Raw genomic sequence first — 15,009 nt, forward strand, 5'->3', positions numbered from 1 at the left:
GTGGAACAGGTCGTCATGAGCCACGCCCCCGTACGGGCCGTGCGGAGCGGACTCCGCGCGGTCGGCGCTCGTCAGCGCCCTCCCGTACGAGGGCCGGGGCCGCGGCAGTCGGCGAACCGCGGCCCCGGGCTCAGGAGTCGGCCTGCGCCGCCGCGTCGGGCACGGCGTGGGCGTTCTGCCGCGCGGAGAGCGCGGTGTTGAAGCGGGTGAGCAGCGCGGTGAAGCCCGAGCGCTCCTCGGGCGTCCAGTCCTGCGTGAGCTCGGCCATGAGTTCACGGCGCGAGGACCGCACGTCGTCCAGGCGCGACTGGCCGCGCGGTGAGAGCTGGAGCACCACCGCGCGCCCGTCCTCGGGGTGCGAGGTGCGCTTGACCAGGCCGGTGTCGACGAGCGGCGCGACCTGGCGGGTCACCGTCGAGGAGTCGATGCCCATGCTCGCCGCGAGCGCCTTGACGCCCATCGGGCCTTCCTTGTCGAGACGGTTGAGCAGGAGGTACGCGGCTCGGTCCATGGAGTTGCGGACCTGTCCGACGCCGCCAAGACGGGTCTGCTCGGCACGCCGCGCGAACACCGCTACCTGGTGCTGGAGCGTGTCGAGGAGGCCGGGATCGCTGGCGGTCGTCATGTCCGGAGTTGTGGGCATGGCCGTGGGCTCACTTCATGGGAAGGGTGGTGGGTTGGGGGACAGGGTACGGGGTCCGGGCGCTACCCGTACCGGCGCTGCGCAAACCCGTCTCGCCGCTTGGTCGGACGGGGAAGGGACTGGCGTGAACTGCGAGACTGCCGTCATGAGCTACCGCACGACACGCTCCTTGCCGGCCGTCACCCTGGACGACGTGCGGGGCGCGCAGAAGATGCTGGGCGGCGTCGCCCGGGTCACGCCCCTGGAGGGCAGCAGGTACCTGTCCGGGCTCGTCGGCGCCCCCGTCCACCTGAAGTGCGAGAACCTCCAGCGGACCGGCTCCTTCAAGCTGCGCGGCGCCTATGTGCGCATCGCGGGGCTGCTGCCGGAGGAGCGCGCGGCGGGCGTCGTCGCGGCCAGCGCGGGCAACCACGCCCAGGGCGTGGCGCTGGCCTCCGCGCTGCTCGGGGTGCGCTCCACGGTGTTCATGCCGGTCGGCGCCCCGCTGCCCAAGGTCGCGGCGACCCGGGACTACGGCGCGGAGGTGCGCCTGGAGGGCCAGGTCGTCGACGAGACCCTGGCCGCCGCGCAGGAGTACGCGCGTACCACCGGCGCCGTCTTCATCCACCCCTTCGACCACCCGGACATCGTCGCCGGGCAGGGCACCGTGGGCCTGGAGGTCCTGGAGCAGTGCCCCGAGCTGCGCACGCTGCTCATCGGCGTGGGCGGCGGCGGGCTCGCCGCGGGCATCGCCGTGGCCGTCAAGGCGCTGCGCCCCGACGTACGGCTCGTGGGCGTGCAGGCGGCGGGGGCCGCCGCGTACCCGCCCTCGCTGGCCGCGGGCCGGCCGGTGTCGATCGACAACCCGGTGACCATGGCGGACGGCATCAAGGTGGGCCGCCCCGGCGACGTGCCCTTCCAGCTCGTCGAGGAGCTCGTCGACGACATCGTCACCGTCTCGGAGGACGCCCTCTCCAGCGCCCTGCTGCTGTGTCTGGAGCGGGCCAAGATGGTCGTCGAGCCGGCAGGCGCCAGCCCGGTCGCGGCGCTCCTGAGCGCCCCGCGGTCCTTCGAGGGGCCCGTCGTCGCCCTGCTGTCCGGCGGCAACGTGGACCCGCTCCTGATGCAGCGCATCCTGCGCCACGGCATGGCGGCCGCGGGCCGCTACCTGTCGCTGCGGCTGCGCCTGCCGGACCGCCCCGGGGCCCTGGCCTCGCTGCTCGGCGCCCTGTCCGTGGCGGACGCCAACGTGCTCGACGTGAGCCACGTCCGCACCGACCCGCGGCTCGGGCTCACCGAGGTCGAGGTGGAGCTGCACCTGGAGACGAAGGGGCCGGAGCACTGCGCCGAGGTGAGCGCGGCGCTGCGGGAGGCGGGCTACACGGTCCTGGACTGACCGCCGCCGCGCCCGGCCCGCGCGCCCGCGCCCGGCCCGGCGCCCGCCCCGCCCACGCGCCTGCCCCGCGCCCGGCACCGCTCCGCGCCCGGCTCACGCCCGGCCGGGCCCCGGTACGGGCGGGCGCCAGGGTTTTCCACAGGCTTGGCAGAACCGGTTGAGGTGACGCGATGTATCGCGTTACTGTGTGACTCACTCCACTGGCCGCCGGGCGAGCGAGGTCCGGCGAATCTAGGCTTTTCGCCAGGTACCGACCCAAGCTATGGGAGACCTCTATGCCAGGCGCCATCTATGCCGAAGGTCTGGTGAAGACCTTCGGCGACGTAAGGGCTCTGGACGGCGTCGATCTGGATGTCCCGGAAGGCACCGTGCTCGGCCTCCTCGGGCCGAACGGCGCGGGGAAGACCACCGCGGTCCGCTGTCTGACCACCCTGCTGACCCCCGACAGCGGCAGGGCGGTCGTCGCCGGAATCGACGTACTGAAGCAGCCGAACGAGGTGCGGCGTTCGATCGGACTCTCCGGCCAATTCGCCGCCGTCGACGAGTACTTGACCGGCCGCGAGAATCTCCAGATGGTCGGCCAGCTCTATCAGATGCCCACCAAGCAGGCCAAGGCCCGGGCGGGCGAGCTCCTGGAGCGCTTCAACCTCAGCGACGCCGCCGACCGCCCCTCCAAGACGTATTCGGGCGGCATGCGGCGCCGCCTCGACCTCGCCGCGGCGCTCGTCGTCTCGCCCCCGGTGATGTTCATGGACGAGCCGACGACCGGCCTGGACCCGCGCAACCGCCAGGCCCTGTGGGAGGTCATCCAAGAGCTCGTCGCGGGCGGCACGACCCTGCTCCTGACCACGCAGTATCTGGAGGAGGCCGACCACCTGGCGCACGACATCTGCGTCATCGACCACGGCCGGGTCATCGCCCGCGGCACCTCCGACCAGCTCAAGGCCAGGACCGGCGGCGAGCGCGTCGAGGTCGTGGTGCACGAGCGCGACCACATCGCCGTCGCCCGCGAGGTCCTCACCGGCTTCGGCAAGGGCGAGACCACCGTCGACCAGCACACGCGCAAGCTGACCGTGCCCGTCACCGGCGGCGCCAAGCTGCTCGCCGAGGTCATCCGCGACCTCGACGCCCGCGGCATCGAGATCGACGACATCGGCCTGCGCCGCCCCACCCTCGACGACGTCTTCATCTCCCTCACCGGCCACATCGCCGAGGCCGAGGAGGGCAACGGCACGGACGCCGCCCCGGGGAAGACCCGGCAGAGCGCCAAGGACAAGCACAAGAAGGAGGCCGGCCAGTGAGCGCCCTCAGCGACACCGCACCCGCCGCGAGGCCCGCGGGCGGCGTGAGCTCGTCCGTCCGCGACTCCCTCGTCGTCGCCAAGCGGAATCTGATCCGCATGAGCCGGATCCCCGAGATCATCCTGTTCGGCCTGATCCAGCCGGTGATGTTCGTCGTCCTGTTCAGCTATGTCTTCGGCGGCTCGATGAAGATCGGCTCCAGCACCAGCGCCGAGGAGTACCGCAACTTCCTGATGGCGGGCATCTTCGCCCAGACCGTCACCTTCGCCACCGCGGGAGCGGGCGCGGGCATCGCCGAGGACATGCACAAGGGCCTGATCGACCGGTTCCGCTCGCTGCCCATGGCGCGCGGCGCCGTCCTCACCGGCCGCACCATCGCCGACCTGGTGCAGACCGCCCTGACGCTGCTCGTCCTCGCCGTGGTCGCAATCCTCGTCGGCTGGCGGATCCACGAGGGCTTCCCGAAGGCGCTCGCCGCCTTCGGCCTGCTGCTCCTGTCCGGGTACGCGTTCACCTGGATCGGCGCCCTGATCGGCCTGTCGGTCCGCACCCCGGAGGCGGCCACGTCCGGCGGCCTGATCTGGCTCTTCCCGGTCACCTTCATCTCGAACGCGTTCGTGGACTCCGGCAACATGCCCACCTTCCTGCGGCACCTCGCCGAGTGGAATCCCTTCAGCGCCACCGTCCAGGCCTGCCGCCAGCTCTTCGGCAACCCCGGAGTGTCCCAGTCCGACGCCTGGCCCATGCAGCACCCCGTCTGGGCCTCGGTGCTCTACTCGATCCTGATCATCCTGATATTCCGCACGCTCGCGGTCCGCAAGTACCGCACGGCGACGTCCTGACACACGGCGGAGCCCCCGGCACGCGGGGTGCGTGCCGGGGGCTCCGGGCGGATCGGGGCGGGCTCAGCCCTGGTAGGGCTTGGCCTCCAGGATCTTGACCGAGGCGAGCTTGCCGTTCGGCAGCTCGTACTGGGCGTCCTCGCCGACCCGCTTGCCGTTCACACCGGAGCCGAGCGGGGACTGCGGCGAGTACGTCTCGATGTCGTCGCTCGCGTACTCCCGCGAGGCGAGGAGGAAGGTCACGGTGTCGTCCTCGTCGCCGTCGAAGGCGATCGTGACGACCATGCCGGGGGCGACGACACCGGTCGCGGCGGGCGCCTCGCCGACCTTGGCGTGCTCCAGGAGCTGCGTCAGCTGGCGGACGCGGAGCTCCTGCTTGCCCTGCTCCTCCTTGGCCGCGTGGTACCCGCCGTTCTCGCGCAGGTCGCCCTCCTCACGCGCCGCCGCGATCTTGGTTGCGATCTCGGTGCGCGCGGGACCAGACAGGTACTCAAGCTCTTCCTTGAGCTTGTCGTACGCCTCCTGGGTCAGCCAGGTGACGTTGTCGCTGGTCTGGGTCACAGGTGCTCCTCGTAGGTCCTTGAATACAAAGCATCGCCCTACCCAGAAGGATGTTCCCCTATGGGTGGGCGAAACCACGAGCCTAACAATTTCGGTGCCGGAGGGGGAGGACATATGCCATCAGAGACGCGTTAGCGCTGGTCACTGCCCTGTTTTCCCGCGCGTGCCCGGGCCTGGCGGCCCGCTTGCCGGTCAGTCCGTGTGGCAGGAGACCAGGGACGGGCTCGTGGCGCGCTCCGTGGTGCGCAGGGTGACCGTCTTGTCGATGCGACCGCTGTTCTGGTCGAAGCGGAAGTCGCCGCGGCCCACCTCGGCCCCGTTCTCGGCCTGGGCGCGCAGGGTGCAGTAGCCCTTGGCGTCCGCGTCCTTGCGTACTTCCAGGTGGACTTCGACGGCTTTGTCGGTGGCTTCCCACTTGATGATCTCGGCGTTGATCTTCGAGCCCGCGAGGGAGTCGTAGCCGAACCAGCCGACGACGCCGAGCAGCAGGACGCCGAGGACCGCGCCCACGACCTTGAGCTTGCGGTCGGCGCGCTGGTCGGCGGTGAGGGAGGTGCCGTAGCGGCCCTCCGGGGGCCTGGCGGCGGTGCCGCTCGTGTCACGGCCGCTGACCGCGGTCATGCTCGTCCTCCACTGGACACTGGACAGGGGTGCCGGAATTTTCCACCCCCCGATTCCGTCACTATAGAAGCCGCCCATTGCAGTGGATGACCGAGGGCGCCCAATTCATCGAGGATCGAGTCTTGACTGAGCAGCTGCGACTGATGGCCGTTCACGCCCACCCCGACGACGAGTCGAGCAAGGGCGCGGCCACGATGGCGAAGTACGTGTCCGAAGGGGTGGACGTGCTCGTCGTGACATGCACGGGCGGGGAGCGCGGCGACATCCTCAACCCCAAGCTCCAGGGTGACACGTACATCCAGGAACACATCCACGAGGTCCGCAAGAAGGAGATGGACGAGGCCCGCGAGATCCTCGGCGTCAAGCAGGAGTGGCTCGGCTTCGTGGACTCGGGCCTGCCCGAGGGCGACCCGCTGCCGCCGCTGCCGGAGGGCTGCTTCGCCCTGGAGGACGTGGACAAGGCGGCGGGCGAGCTGGTGAAGCAGATCCGCTCGTTCCGTCCGCAGGTGATCACCACGTACGACGAGAACGGCGGGTATCCGCACCCGGACCACATCATGACCCACAAGATCTCGATGGTGGCCTTCGAGGGCGCGGCGGACGCGGAGAAGTACCCGGAGGGCGAGTTCGGCCCGGTCTTCCAGCCGCAGAAGCTCTACTACAACCAGGGCTTCAACCGCCCCCGCACCGAGGCCCTGCACCAGGCGATGCTGGACCGCGGCCTGGAGTCCCCGTACGGCGAGTGGCTCAAGCGCTGGGACGAGTTCGAGCGGGTCGAGCGCACGCTCACCACGCACGTGCCGTGCGCGGAGTTCTACGAGATCCGCGACAAGGCGCTGATCGCGCACGCCACGCAGATCGACCCCGACGGCGGCTGGTTCCGGGTCCCGATGGACGTCCAGAAGGAGGTCTGGCCGACGGAGGAGTACGAGCTGGCGAAGTCCCTCGTCGATACTTCCCTCCCCGAGGACGACCTCTTCGCGGGCATCCGCGACAATGCCTAAATGAGCGCAAGCCTGGCAATGACGCATCTCGTCCCCCTCGCCAAGGAGGTGGACGAGAACAAGGTGACCCCCGGTGTCCTCGGTTTCATCGTCTTCGCGGTGATGGCCCTTGCCGTGTGGCGGCTGATGAAGTCCATGAACCGGCACATGAGCAAGGTCGACTTCAAGGAGGCGCCGGACCCGGCGGCCGGTTCCCGCGAGCCGGTCGACGCCGGTGAGGCCAAGGCCGACCGGGGCTGACCCCCCGGGCCCGGCCCGCGGACTCACCGCGAGTGGTCCGCCAGTGAGAGCAGCAGGTGCGCGGACTCCGGCCGCAGATGGTCGGAGTGCGCGCCCGCCGGGCCCCGCCCGCGGACGAACACGTGGCTCGCGTCGACGCTGACGAACCGGTGGTCGAGGGCCGCGTGCGGATAGCCGTCGTCCGTGCCCCGCATCCGGATGCCGGAGACGGGCGCGGGCGCCGTGCCGATGCCCGCGTGCCCGATGCCGGTGCGCTTCTCGGCCCGCAGGTGCCAGAAGCCGGTGGCCCGGTCGCCCTGCGCGTACGTCGCCACGACCGGGCCGCGCAGCGGCGCCCCGGCGAGCTCCGTGAACGTCTCGGCGAAGGCGTCGCGCGGCGCGGCCATCTGGAACAGCAGCATGGAGTCCACGGTGAACGGCCGCCCCGGTGGCGCGGGCGTGGACCAGCCGAGCGTGCCGCCCGGCGCCCCGGCCGCCCACTGCACCGCCTCGCAGAGGAAGCGGCAGCCGAAGGAGTGCCCGACGAGGTGCAGGTACTGGCCGCCCCGGCCGGCCAGGACCGGCGCCGCGTGCGGGTCGCCGCGCCGGGCGTCGAGATAGCCGAGCAACTGCCCGATGACGTCGGCCGCGTGCCCGGCCGTGCTCATGGCGTGCGCGCGGTCGCGGACGCGGCGGTAGCCGCCGAGGGACGGCAGCGACCGGGAGGGCCAGCGGATCAGCACCGGCCAGGGCGCGAAGCCCGGCCCCGCCGCCGCGCCGCGCCGGGGCCCGCCCGCCCCGCCGAGCCCCGGATACAGCTCAGGACGCCGCGCGAGCTGGCGCCCCGCCAGGCCCAGGAGCTCGCCCACGGCCTGCCGGGACGACGTGCGCGAGGTCTGCCATCCGTGGACGTACACGACGACGTCCGTCGCCCACGACGGCGGTGTGAGCCGGGCGGCGAAGTGGTCGAGGAGTCCGGGCGGCGGCACGGGGCGCGGCCCGGCGCGGGTGTCCCGCAGCGGCCAGCCGCGCTCGTCGAGGTCGACGACGGCGACCGCGTCGCCCCAGCGGCCCCAGCCGCCCCCGGCACCCTGGCCGTCCCTGGCATCCCTGTCGTCCTCGGCAACCCGGCCGTCCCTGGCGTCCCAGCCGTCCCCGGCACCCCTGTCGTCTCCGACATCCCCATCGCCCCCGGCTGTCGTCACGCGGTCCGCTCCAGTCTGCTGTCCATGCCGCTGTGCAGCGCGTACGCGAGGCCCAGCGGGTTGTGCCAGGTGTCGGCGAAGTGCCGGGTCAGGGAGTGGGCGATCGCGCCCGCGGTCTCCTCGCCGGTCAGATAGCGGGTGACGAACGCGAGGGCGTACTCGGCGGCGAACCGCTGCGGCATCTCGATCTGCGGCCCGAGCACCCCGCACGCGCCCGCGTCGAACAGGGCCCGGCCGAGATAGGCCAGGTCGGCGTTGCCCGGCAGGCCCGCGTAGCAGGCGTTGAGCAGCACGAAGGGGCGGAAGGGCACACAGGCGCGCGGGGGCGGGCGGTGGGCGCGCAGCGTGTAGCCGTCGATGGCGAGCTGGTCGCTCAGCTTCAGGACGAGGTACGGGGCTTCGTCGCCGGACGCGGTGAAGTGGCCGTGGCACCAGAAGTACATCAGCTGCTCGTCGAGGCCCCGGTCCCGCAGGGCGCGCTCCAGCTCGTCCCGGGTGGTGCGCTCCACCAGGTCGCCGCCCGCGGCGAGCGCCGCCGCGACCTCGGCGGCCCGGGTCAGGCCCGCCGCGTCCACGGCGGTGTCGTGGTTGAGGCTCACGGCCGGGGCCGCGCGGGGCGGCGGGTCGCGGTCGTCGGCGACGCGCGCGTAGGCGTGGCCGCCGGTCTGCTCGATCTGGTGCCGGTAGCCGAGGAACCGGTCGAACACCGCCGCCGGGGACGGGTCCTCGGGCTCCTCGGACGCGGCGGGCAGAGCCAGCATGGGCCACGGCAGGAACAGGTCGGAGTGGAAGCGGACGCGCAGTGGCCCCTCGCGGCCCAGCGCGTCCGCCAGGAAGCCGCGGAACAGCTTCAGCGCCTCGTCCTCGCCGCCGAGCAGCACGTCGAAGAGGAGCTGGGAGCCGTACAGGGCGAGCCGCCCGAGCGCGGCGCGCAGCTCGTCCCCCGGCTCGCCGGTGAGGTCGACGCGGCTGGCGTACGGGAAGGGCGCGCCGCGCGGGAGGCCGTCCGCGCCCACCGGCCGCAGCGCCACGAACTCGTCCTTCCACATCCGGCGCAGGCGGGCCGCGAGGGCCCGCACCTCGCCCGGCAGCACCCGCAGCGTCACCGTGTGCTCGGAGCCGCTGACCGCGGGCACGGCGGGCCCGTACATCCGGGCGCTCATCGGCTCGTCCTCGCGCCGCGCGTCGAAGCCGACGACGAGGTCGGGGTGGCGGACGACGTGCCGGGGCAGCCGGGTGTAGCCGTGGCTGGGGTCCTGGGCGATGTGGACCGGGAGGTCGTGGGCCATGGGACTCAGGACCTCCGCAGGGCTTCGGGGGCCTGACCGGAGCGGGGTCCTTCGGCGTCGCCCTCGACGACGTCGATGTACGTCTCGACCTCCTGGAGCACGGTCGCCGTCTCCAGGTGCTCGACGGTGAAGAGCAGCCGGTGCCGGCCCGCGCGCCGGGGCGTGAACAGGAACTCGGCGGCGTCCGCCGCGCGGGGCGAGGGCCGCAGTGTCACCGCGTGCGCGGGCTCGACGTCGGCGCCGGTGAGCGGGGTGGCGCGGACGGTGAGCCAAGGGAGCCCCGCGGACCGGTCCGACCACGGATGCTCGGCGCCGGGCTGGATCCGCAGCTCGATCCGGGACGCGGTGCCCGCGGTGGAGCGGTCGTCGAGGAGGGTGAGCCGGACGCGGGCGTGCGTGGCGGGGGACAGGGTGCCGTGGTCGAAGTCCGCGTCGGGTTCGGGGAGGGTGAGGCGGGCGGTGAGGGGGATGCGCTCCGGCCCGCCGCCCGCTTCCGCTCCGCTGCTCCAGCGCAGCCCGGAGGGGTCGTCGATGCTCTCGAAGAGGCGCAGGGCCTGGTTCACCGCCCTGTACGCGGCGCGCCCTTCGCGCCGCCACTGAAAGGCCCGTTCCAAGAGCGTCCACGCGTCGCCGTGGAGACACCCCGCCCGCCGGAACCCCGTCAGGGCCGAATCCAGCCCCGCCGTCGCGGCCAGCCGGTCCTCGGCGGTGTACGCAGGCAGGACCCCGAGACAGTGCTCGGCCCACGCCTGCCCCACGGTGTCCTGGGCGCTGGAGAACCCCCGGCGCGCCCGGTCCAGCAGCGGCACGGCTCCCTCCGGGCCGCCCGATGCGGCGTGGGCGATGCCCAGATACAGCTCCGCCCAGGACCTGCCCCGCGCGTCCCCGTTCTCGTGGTGTCGCCCCACCGCCTCGCCCAGGGTCTGGACGGCCGCCAGGAAGTCGTCGTGGACCAGGGCCGCCTTGCCCAGCTCCGTCACGGTCCAGGCCTCGCCCTGGAGGTCACCGAGGCCGGTGAACCTGTTCCGGGCGTCCTCCAGGACCTTGCGGGCCTCCTCCACGTCGCCGCGCAGCAGCCGAAGACGCCCGTAGTGGTGCACGGCCCAGGCCTCGCCGCGCACGTCCCCGCGGATCTGATGGGCCTCCACGGCCCGGCGCAGGAGCCGCTCCGCGCCCTTCAGCCGCCCCTGGTCGCACTGGATCGCGGCCCGGGTGTGCAGGACCCAGCCGTCCGGTGCCGTACGGGGGCCGGGGTCGGAGGCCTCAAGGGCGTCGAGCGCGCCCACGGCGAAGGGCAGCTCGCCCAAGTGGCGCATGGTGACGGCGATTTCCCGGACGGCCCGCGGGGCACTCAGTCGCTCAAGGGCGTCCAGGGCCTGCTGAGGCGCGCCCGTCTCCCGGATCGCCACGGCCGCCGTGACGCACAGGGGCTTCCAGCCGCCGGTGGTGCGCCACAGGGTCTGCTTGGCCCGCAGGAGCCGGAAGAGGCCCTGCCGGGTGATCAGTTGGGGTTCCAGGCGTTCGAGGAGGGCCGCGCCCTCCGGGTCGTCCCGGCGCAGGAGCCGTACCGCCAGATCGAGGTACGCGTCGACTCCCCGGCGCGGGTCCGCCGTGCCGTCGAGCACGGCGCGGGCCAGCGCCCGGTCCTTGGCCGCGCCGCCGTGCGGGAAGAGGTCGCCGGTGCGCCGGTACCAGCCCGGGCGCGTCGGCTGGAGCAGCCCGTGGGCGGCCAGCTCGCGCAGCGCCTCCCCGCGCTGCCGGTCCGTCATCGGCGTGTCCGCGCACAGCGCGCCCGCCACCGTCGCGTCGAACTCGTCGCCCTCCCAGGGCTCGACGGCGATGAGCAGCTTCAGGGCGGCGTAAGTGAGCCTCTTGCCCGGCACGTCGGGGGCGGTCGCCGCCACCTCGCTGCGGAGCCACCTCTCCCCGGGCCCGTCATGAGGACGCCGCGAAACGGCCACGACACGGGACTCCGTGTCCAGGACGAGCTGTTCGGCGAGGAGCAGCAGGTCGTCGCCCGGCTCGCCGTCCGGCACTCCGTCGAGCACCACCGTCAACCGCCGCCGCGCGAGGCGCGCGCGGCAAAGGGCGGGCAGTGTCGAGGGCAGGAGCTCGGGCGCCAGCGCCCGGAAGTGGGAGAGAGGGTCTATCAGGACGCCGTACACCGGCTCGTCCTTCAGGGGCTGTTCCAGGAGCCGCAGCAGCAGCCGCTCCGGCGCGGCCGCGTCCGTCGGCCCCACCGCCAGCCACACCGGGTCGGACCGCCACGCCGACGGCGCGTCCCGGGCGAAGCGCGCGAGCCGGGCCGCGTACGCCGACGTGTGCGGCGGCTGTGGACCGTACAGCTCAAGAAGTGCGGGCGTCCGGTCCTCGCGCAGGAAGGAGCGCAGCTGCCGGGGCAGGTCCTGCTCGCGCCGCGGCCCGGAGAAGGGGCCGTGCGCGTCCGGCACCCAGCCGCCCATGCGCGTCCACCCCCTCCGACGGCCCCACCGGTCGACTCCCCACTATCGCGCCCTCACTGAGGGGGCGTCACCGAAACGCCCATGATCTCCCTGGCGTGCCGGTCGGGCGTCATGCCGAGCCGCCACCCCTGCCAGCCGGTCTCCAGCTCCGCCTTGCGCTCCAGGAACAGCTCGTACGCCTCCGTGTAGCCGTCGAGCTTGGCGTCCCGCAGCGGGTGCGCGGTGCGGGTGAGCTGGGCCAGCTCCTCCTGGGCGACGGCGACGCCGATGTCCCAGCCGCCGGGCGACGCGTACGGAAGGAGCGTGGCGCGCAGGAAGTGGGCCCAGTCCTCGCCGCGCCGGTCGCCGTACGAGGCGAACAGGGAGATGGCGTCGTCGCACAGGGCCAGGGCCGCCTGCGTGCGGCCGTTGCCCGCGTCGATGACGGCGAGTTCGAGGCACGTCCAGCCCTCGCCGTGGGCGACGCCGATGCGCTGGAAGTCGGCCCGGGCGTCGACCAGGAGCTGCCGGGCGAAGCCGGAGTTGCGCAGCGAGCCGGTCTGGGCGGCGCGCTGGTCGCGGGTGACGCGGGCCGAGTGGTGCCGGGCGCACGCCAGGCCGTAGACGTCCCGCATGCGGGAGAACATGGTGCGGGCCCGCTCCAGGTCCCGTACCGCCTGGTCGAGGACGCCGGTCTCCTCCAGGGCCTGGCCCAGGTAGTACAGGGACCAGGCCTCGCCGCGCGCGTCCTCGTTGTCGCGGTGCCGGGAGACCGCCTGGCGCAGGCCGTCGACCGCGGGGGACGGGTCGCCCGCGACGAGCCGGGCGCGGGCCAGCTGGGTGAGCGCCCAGGCCTCGCCGCGCGCGTCCCGCGTGCGCCCGTACAGCTCGATCGCCCGGCGCAGTTCGGTCTCCGCGCGCGGTACGTCGCCCATGCGCAGGCACACCTGTCCGAGCTGGAAGTGCGCCCAGGCCTCGCCGTGCACGGACCCGCTGTCGCGGTGCAGGTCGAGGGCCGTGAGCAGCATCTCCTGCGCCTCGGAGAGGCGGGAGCGGTCGCGTTCCACGGCGGCGAGCGCGTGCAGGGTCCAGCCGCGGTCGCCCGCGAGCTCGTCCGCGACCTGGAGGTCGAGGGCCTCGCGGAGCCGCGCCGCGGCCTCCGAGAGGTTGCCCTGGTGGTGCAGGGTGATGCCGAGGGAGCCGAGGGCGCGGGCCGCGCCCGCGTCCTGGTGGGCCTCGAAGTACAGGTCCACGACCGAGGTGAGCGTGGACCTGGCCTGGTCGAGCTCGCCCAGGTGACGGGCCGCTATGCCGGTGCGCCACTTCACGTTCCGGCCGAGCAGGCCCTGGTCGACCGTCTGCGCGAGCTCGCTGATCTCGCCCAGGCGGTAGAGGTCGCCGCGCAGCAGGCAGTAGTCGCACAGCGCGCCGAGCAGACCGAGCACGGCCCGCGGTTCGACGCCCTCGGCGTGCCGCAGGGCCGCCGTGATGAAGCTCGACTCGTCGTCGAGCCAGCGCAGCGCCGCGTCCAGGGAGGTGAAGCCGTGCTGCCCGAACTGGTCCGCGCGTGTGGACGTCTTGCCGTCGACGAGGCGGATCACGGAGTCGGCCAGCTCGCCGTAGCTGACGATGAGACGTTCCTGCGCGGCGCTGCGCTCGGCGGGCTCCTCCTCGTCGGCGAGCCGGGCCTGGGCGAAGGAGCGGACGGTGTCGTGCAGCCGGTAGCGGCTGGCGCGCACCTGGTCGAGGAGGCCCGCGCGGGACAGGGCGGTGAGCTGCCGGGCCGCCTCCTGCTCGTCGGCGCCGAGCAGCGCGGCCGCCGCCGCGGTGCCGAGCGAGGCGCGCCCGGCGAGCGCGAGGCGGCGCAGGAGGCGGCGGGCGGCCTCGGGCTGGTCGGTGTAGCGCAGCCACAGGGTGCGCTCGACCGGCTCGACGGGCCCGTACGCGGCGAGGTCGGCGACGAGCGCCTCGGGGGTGCGCGGCCCGAGCGCGGAGCCCGCCACGCGCAGCGCCAGCGGCAGCCCGGCGCACAGCTCCCGCAGCCGGTCGAGGGACTGGGCGTCGTACGGCTCCGGCAGGTCCTGGGCGACCTGCCGGATGAGCTGTTCGGCCCCGGCGTCGTCCAGCGCTTCCACCGCGATCTCGTGCACCTGCGCGGGCAGGTCGGCGGGCAGGCCGAGGGGGCCGCGGGCGGTGACGAGGACGAGGCTGTCGGAGCGCTCGGGCACCAGCGTGCGCACCTGCTCGGGGTCGCTCGCGTCGTCCAGGACGATGACGACCTCAAGGCCGGTGAGGTGCTGGTGGTAGAGCTCGCTGAGCCGCTTGACCTGCTGCTCCTGCGTCGAGCGCTCCCGGAAGAGGAGCTGTTCGCGCGGGGCGCCCAGGCGGTTCAGGAGGTGCAGGAGCGCGTCGCGCGTGGACAGCGGCGGCGTGTCCGGGCTCTCGCCGCGCAGGTCCACCACGCAGGCCCCGCGGAACTGGTCCTTCAGATCGTGCGCGGCCCGCACCGCGAGCGCGGACCGGCCCGCGCCGGGCGCGCCGTGCAGGACCACCACCGTCGGCCTCGTCCGGGTGCTGGCCCGGGCCGCGTGCACCCACTGCGCGATCTGCCCGAGCTCGGCCCGCCGGCCCGCGAACTCGCCCTCCGCCACGGGCAGTTGCGCGAACGACTGCTCAAGGACGGTGCGCCGCCGCGCGGCCGCGCTCTTGTCGGCGCCGCGCAGCCGCGGCGCCCGCTTCCGCTGCCCGGAGCGGGCGCCGCCGACCCCGCCCGCCGTCGCCGCAGTGAGCACCCGCTGCTGGTCGAGGAACGGCCGGATGCCCCGCACCTCCAGGGCCGTCAGCCACTGGAGCCGGAGCTGCTCGGGCCCGCCGGGCTGGTGGACCGTGCCCGCGTGCCGCTGCGCCGCCGGGACGTGGGACGCCGTCACCTTCGCCACGGTCGCGGCGAATCCGGCGACCGCGACGGCCCCGCCCGCGCCGAGCGCGGTGCCGCCGCCGGTGCCGAGCACGAGGTCGGCCACGCAGGCGGCCACCGCGGCGACCGCCACGACGAGCAGGGGCGTCCCGGCCGCCTCCTTCGCATACCGCTGACCGAACGTCAGCTGCCCGGCGGCCGACTCGTCCAGGGCCCGCGTGTACGCCGCGTACTCCTCCGCCGCCGTCTGCTCCATGGCGTCGAGGGAGGCCCGTGCCCGCGAGAGCAGCACGTTCCCGTCGGTGCGGCCGCCGGTGCGCCGGACCTCTTCCTCGACCGCCCGTGCCAGCAGGCGCTCGGCTTCGGCCCGGTGGCTGTCCCGCATGTGGTCCCCCTCGAAGAGGAGCACGTGACACCGCCGTCGCGCGTGCCCGTGCCCGCGTACCGTCGCGCGGCACGTGTCACGCGCCCCGCCCTGCACGGGTGCACGTACCCCGTCACCTCTACATGTACGTGTCAGTGTCCTGCGAACGCGCGACGGGCGCGAGGGAGCGCTCCGAAGAGGGGCGCCGCGCCGGGGGAACCCCGCCG

At 73.7% G+C, this 15,009-nt stretch carries 12 protein-coding genes; 5 read left to right on the forward strand and 7 right to left on the reverse strand.

The features are described from left to right. Positions 1 to 130 precede the first annotated feature (130 nt). Positions 131 to 643 (reverse strand): MarR family transcriptional regulator, encoded by a 513-nt coding sequence (locus C9F11_RS26020; RefSeq protein WP_138961521.1) that lies wholly within the window; start codon positions 641 to 643, stop codon positions 131 to 133. A 145-nt stretch (positions 644 to 788) separates the two neighbouring features. On the opposite strand from C9F11_RS26020, the gene ilvA reads away from it, so the two are divergent. The 3 genes from ilvA to C9F11_RS26035 all read left to right on the forward strand — a co-directional run bounded on the left by ilvA (position 789) and on the right by C9F11_RS26035 (position 4,161). Further along, a complete protein-coding gene (gene ilvA, locus C9F11_RS26025; RefSeq protein WP_138967003.1) occupies positions 789 to 2,018 on the forward strand; it encodes a threonine ammonia-lyase in 1,230 nt (409 codons plus the stop codon). A 275-nt stretch (positions 2,019 to 2,293) separates the two neighbouring features. Continuing rightward, positions 2,294 to 3,319, forward strand: coding sequence for an ATP-binding cassette domain-containing protein (locus tag C9F11_RS26030; protein ID WP_138961522.1), 1,026 nt, complete (start codon positions 2,294 to 2,296; stop codon positions 3,317 to 3,319). Then, positions 3,316 to 4,161, forward strand: coding sequence for an ABC transporter permease (locus tag C9F11_RS26035; protein WP_138961523.1), 846 nt, complete (start codon positions 3,316 to 3,318; stop codon positions 4,159 to 4,161). The genes C9F11_RS26030 and C9F11_RS26035 overlap by 4 nt, the downstream gene beginning before the upstream one ends. A 63-nt stretch (positions 4,162 to 4,224) precedes the next feature. Here C9F11_RS26035 and greA read toward each other — a convergent pair whose 3' ends face one another. Then, positions 4,225 to 4,722 (reverse strand): transcription elongation factor GreA, encoded by a 498-nt coding sequence (gene greA, locus C9F11_RS26040; RefSeq protein ID WP_138961524.1) that lies wholly within the window; start codon positions 4,720 to 4,722, stop codon positions 4,225 to 4,227. 192 nt (positions 4,723 to 4,914) lie between these two features. Further along, positions 4,915 to 5,343 carry a DUF4307 domain-containing protein gene (locus tag C9F11_RS26045; RefSeq protein WP_138961525.1) on the reverse strand — a complete coding sequence of 143 codons (429 nt, stop codon included), beginning with the start codon at positions 5,341 to 5,343 and terminating at the stop codon, positions 4,915 to 4,917. Positions 5,344 to 5,465: 122 nt separating this feature from the next. Here C9F11_RS26045 and mca point away from each other — a divergent pair, with 122 nt between their 5' ends. Together mca and C9F11_RS26055 are read left to right on the forward strand one after the other, a co-directional pair. Further along, positions 5,466 to 6,347, forward strand: coding sequence for a mycothiol conjugate amidase Mca (gene mca / locus C9F11_RS26050; protein ID WP_138961526.1), 882 nt, complete (start codon positions 5,466 to 5,468; stop codon positions 6,345 to 6,347). Continuing rightward, positions 6,348 to 6,587, forward strand: coding sequence for a hypothetical protein (locus C9F11_RS26055; RefSeq protein ID WP_138961527.1), 240 nt, complete (start codon positions 6,348 to 6,350; stop codon positions 6,585 to 6,587). A gap of 23 nt (positions 6,588 to 6,610) precedes the next feature. On the opposite strand, the gene C9F11_RS26060 is transcribed toward C9F11_RS26055, so the two are convergent. From C9F11_RS26060 to C9F11_RS26075, 4 genes are read right to left on the reverse strand one after another with little or no spacing between them, the layout of a single operon-like run. Further along, positions 6,611 to 7,771 carry a hypothetical protein gene (locus C9F11_RS26060; protein WP_249401893.1) on the reverse strand — a complete coding sequence of 387 codons (1,161 nt, stop codon included), beginning with the start codon at positions 7,769 to 7,771 and terminating at the stop codon, positions 6,611 to 6,613. Further along, positions 7,768 to 9,060, reverse strand: coding sequence for a CHAT domain-containing protein (locus C9F11_RS26065; protein WP_138961528.1), 1,293 nt, complete (start codon positions 9,058 to 9,060; stop codon positions 7,768 to 7,770). The genes C9F11_RS26060 and C9F11_RS26065 overlap by 4 nt, the downstream gene beginning before the upstream one ends. 5 nt (positions 9,061 to 9,065) lie before the next feature. Further along, a complete protein-coding gene (locus C9F11_RS26070) occupies positions 9,066 to 11,522 on the reverse strand; it encodes a tetratricopeptide repeat protein (protein WP_138961529.1) in 2,457 nt (818 codons plus the stop codon). Positions 11,523 to 11,575: 53 nt separating this feature from the next. Beyond that, complete coding sequence (locus C9F11_RS26075; protein ID WP_138961530.1) at positions 11,576 to 14,803, reverse strand: tetratricopeptide repeat protein; 3,228 nt, start codon at positions 14,801 to 14,803, stop codon at positions 11,576 to 11,578. Positions 14,804 to 15,009: the final 206 nt, after the last annotated feature.

The organism is Streptomyces sp. YIM 121038 (genome assembly GCF_006088715.1).
GTDB lineage: Bacteria > Actinomycetota > Actinomycetes > Streptomycetales > Streptomycetaceae > Streptomyces.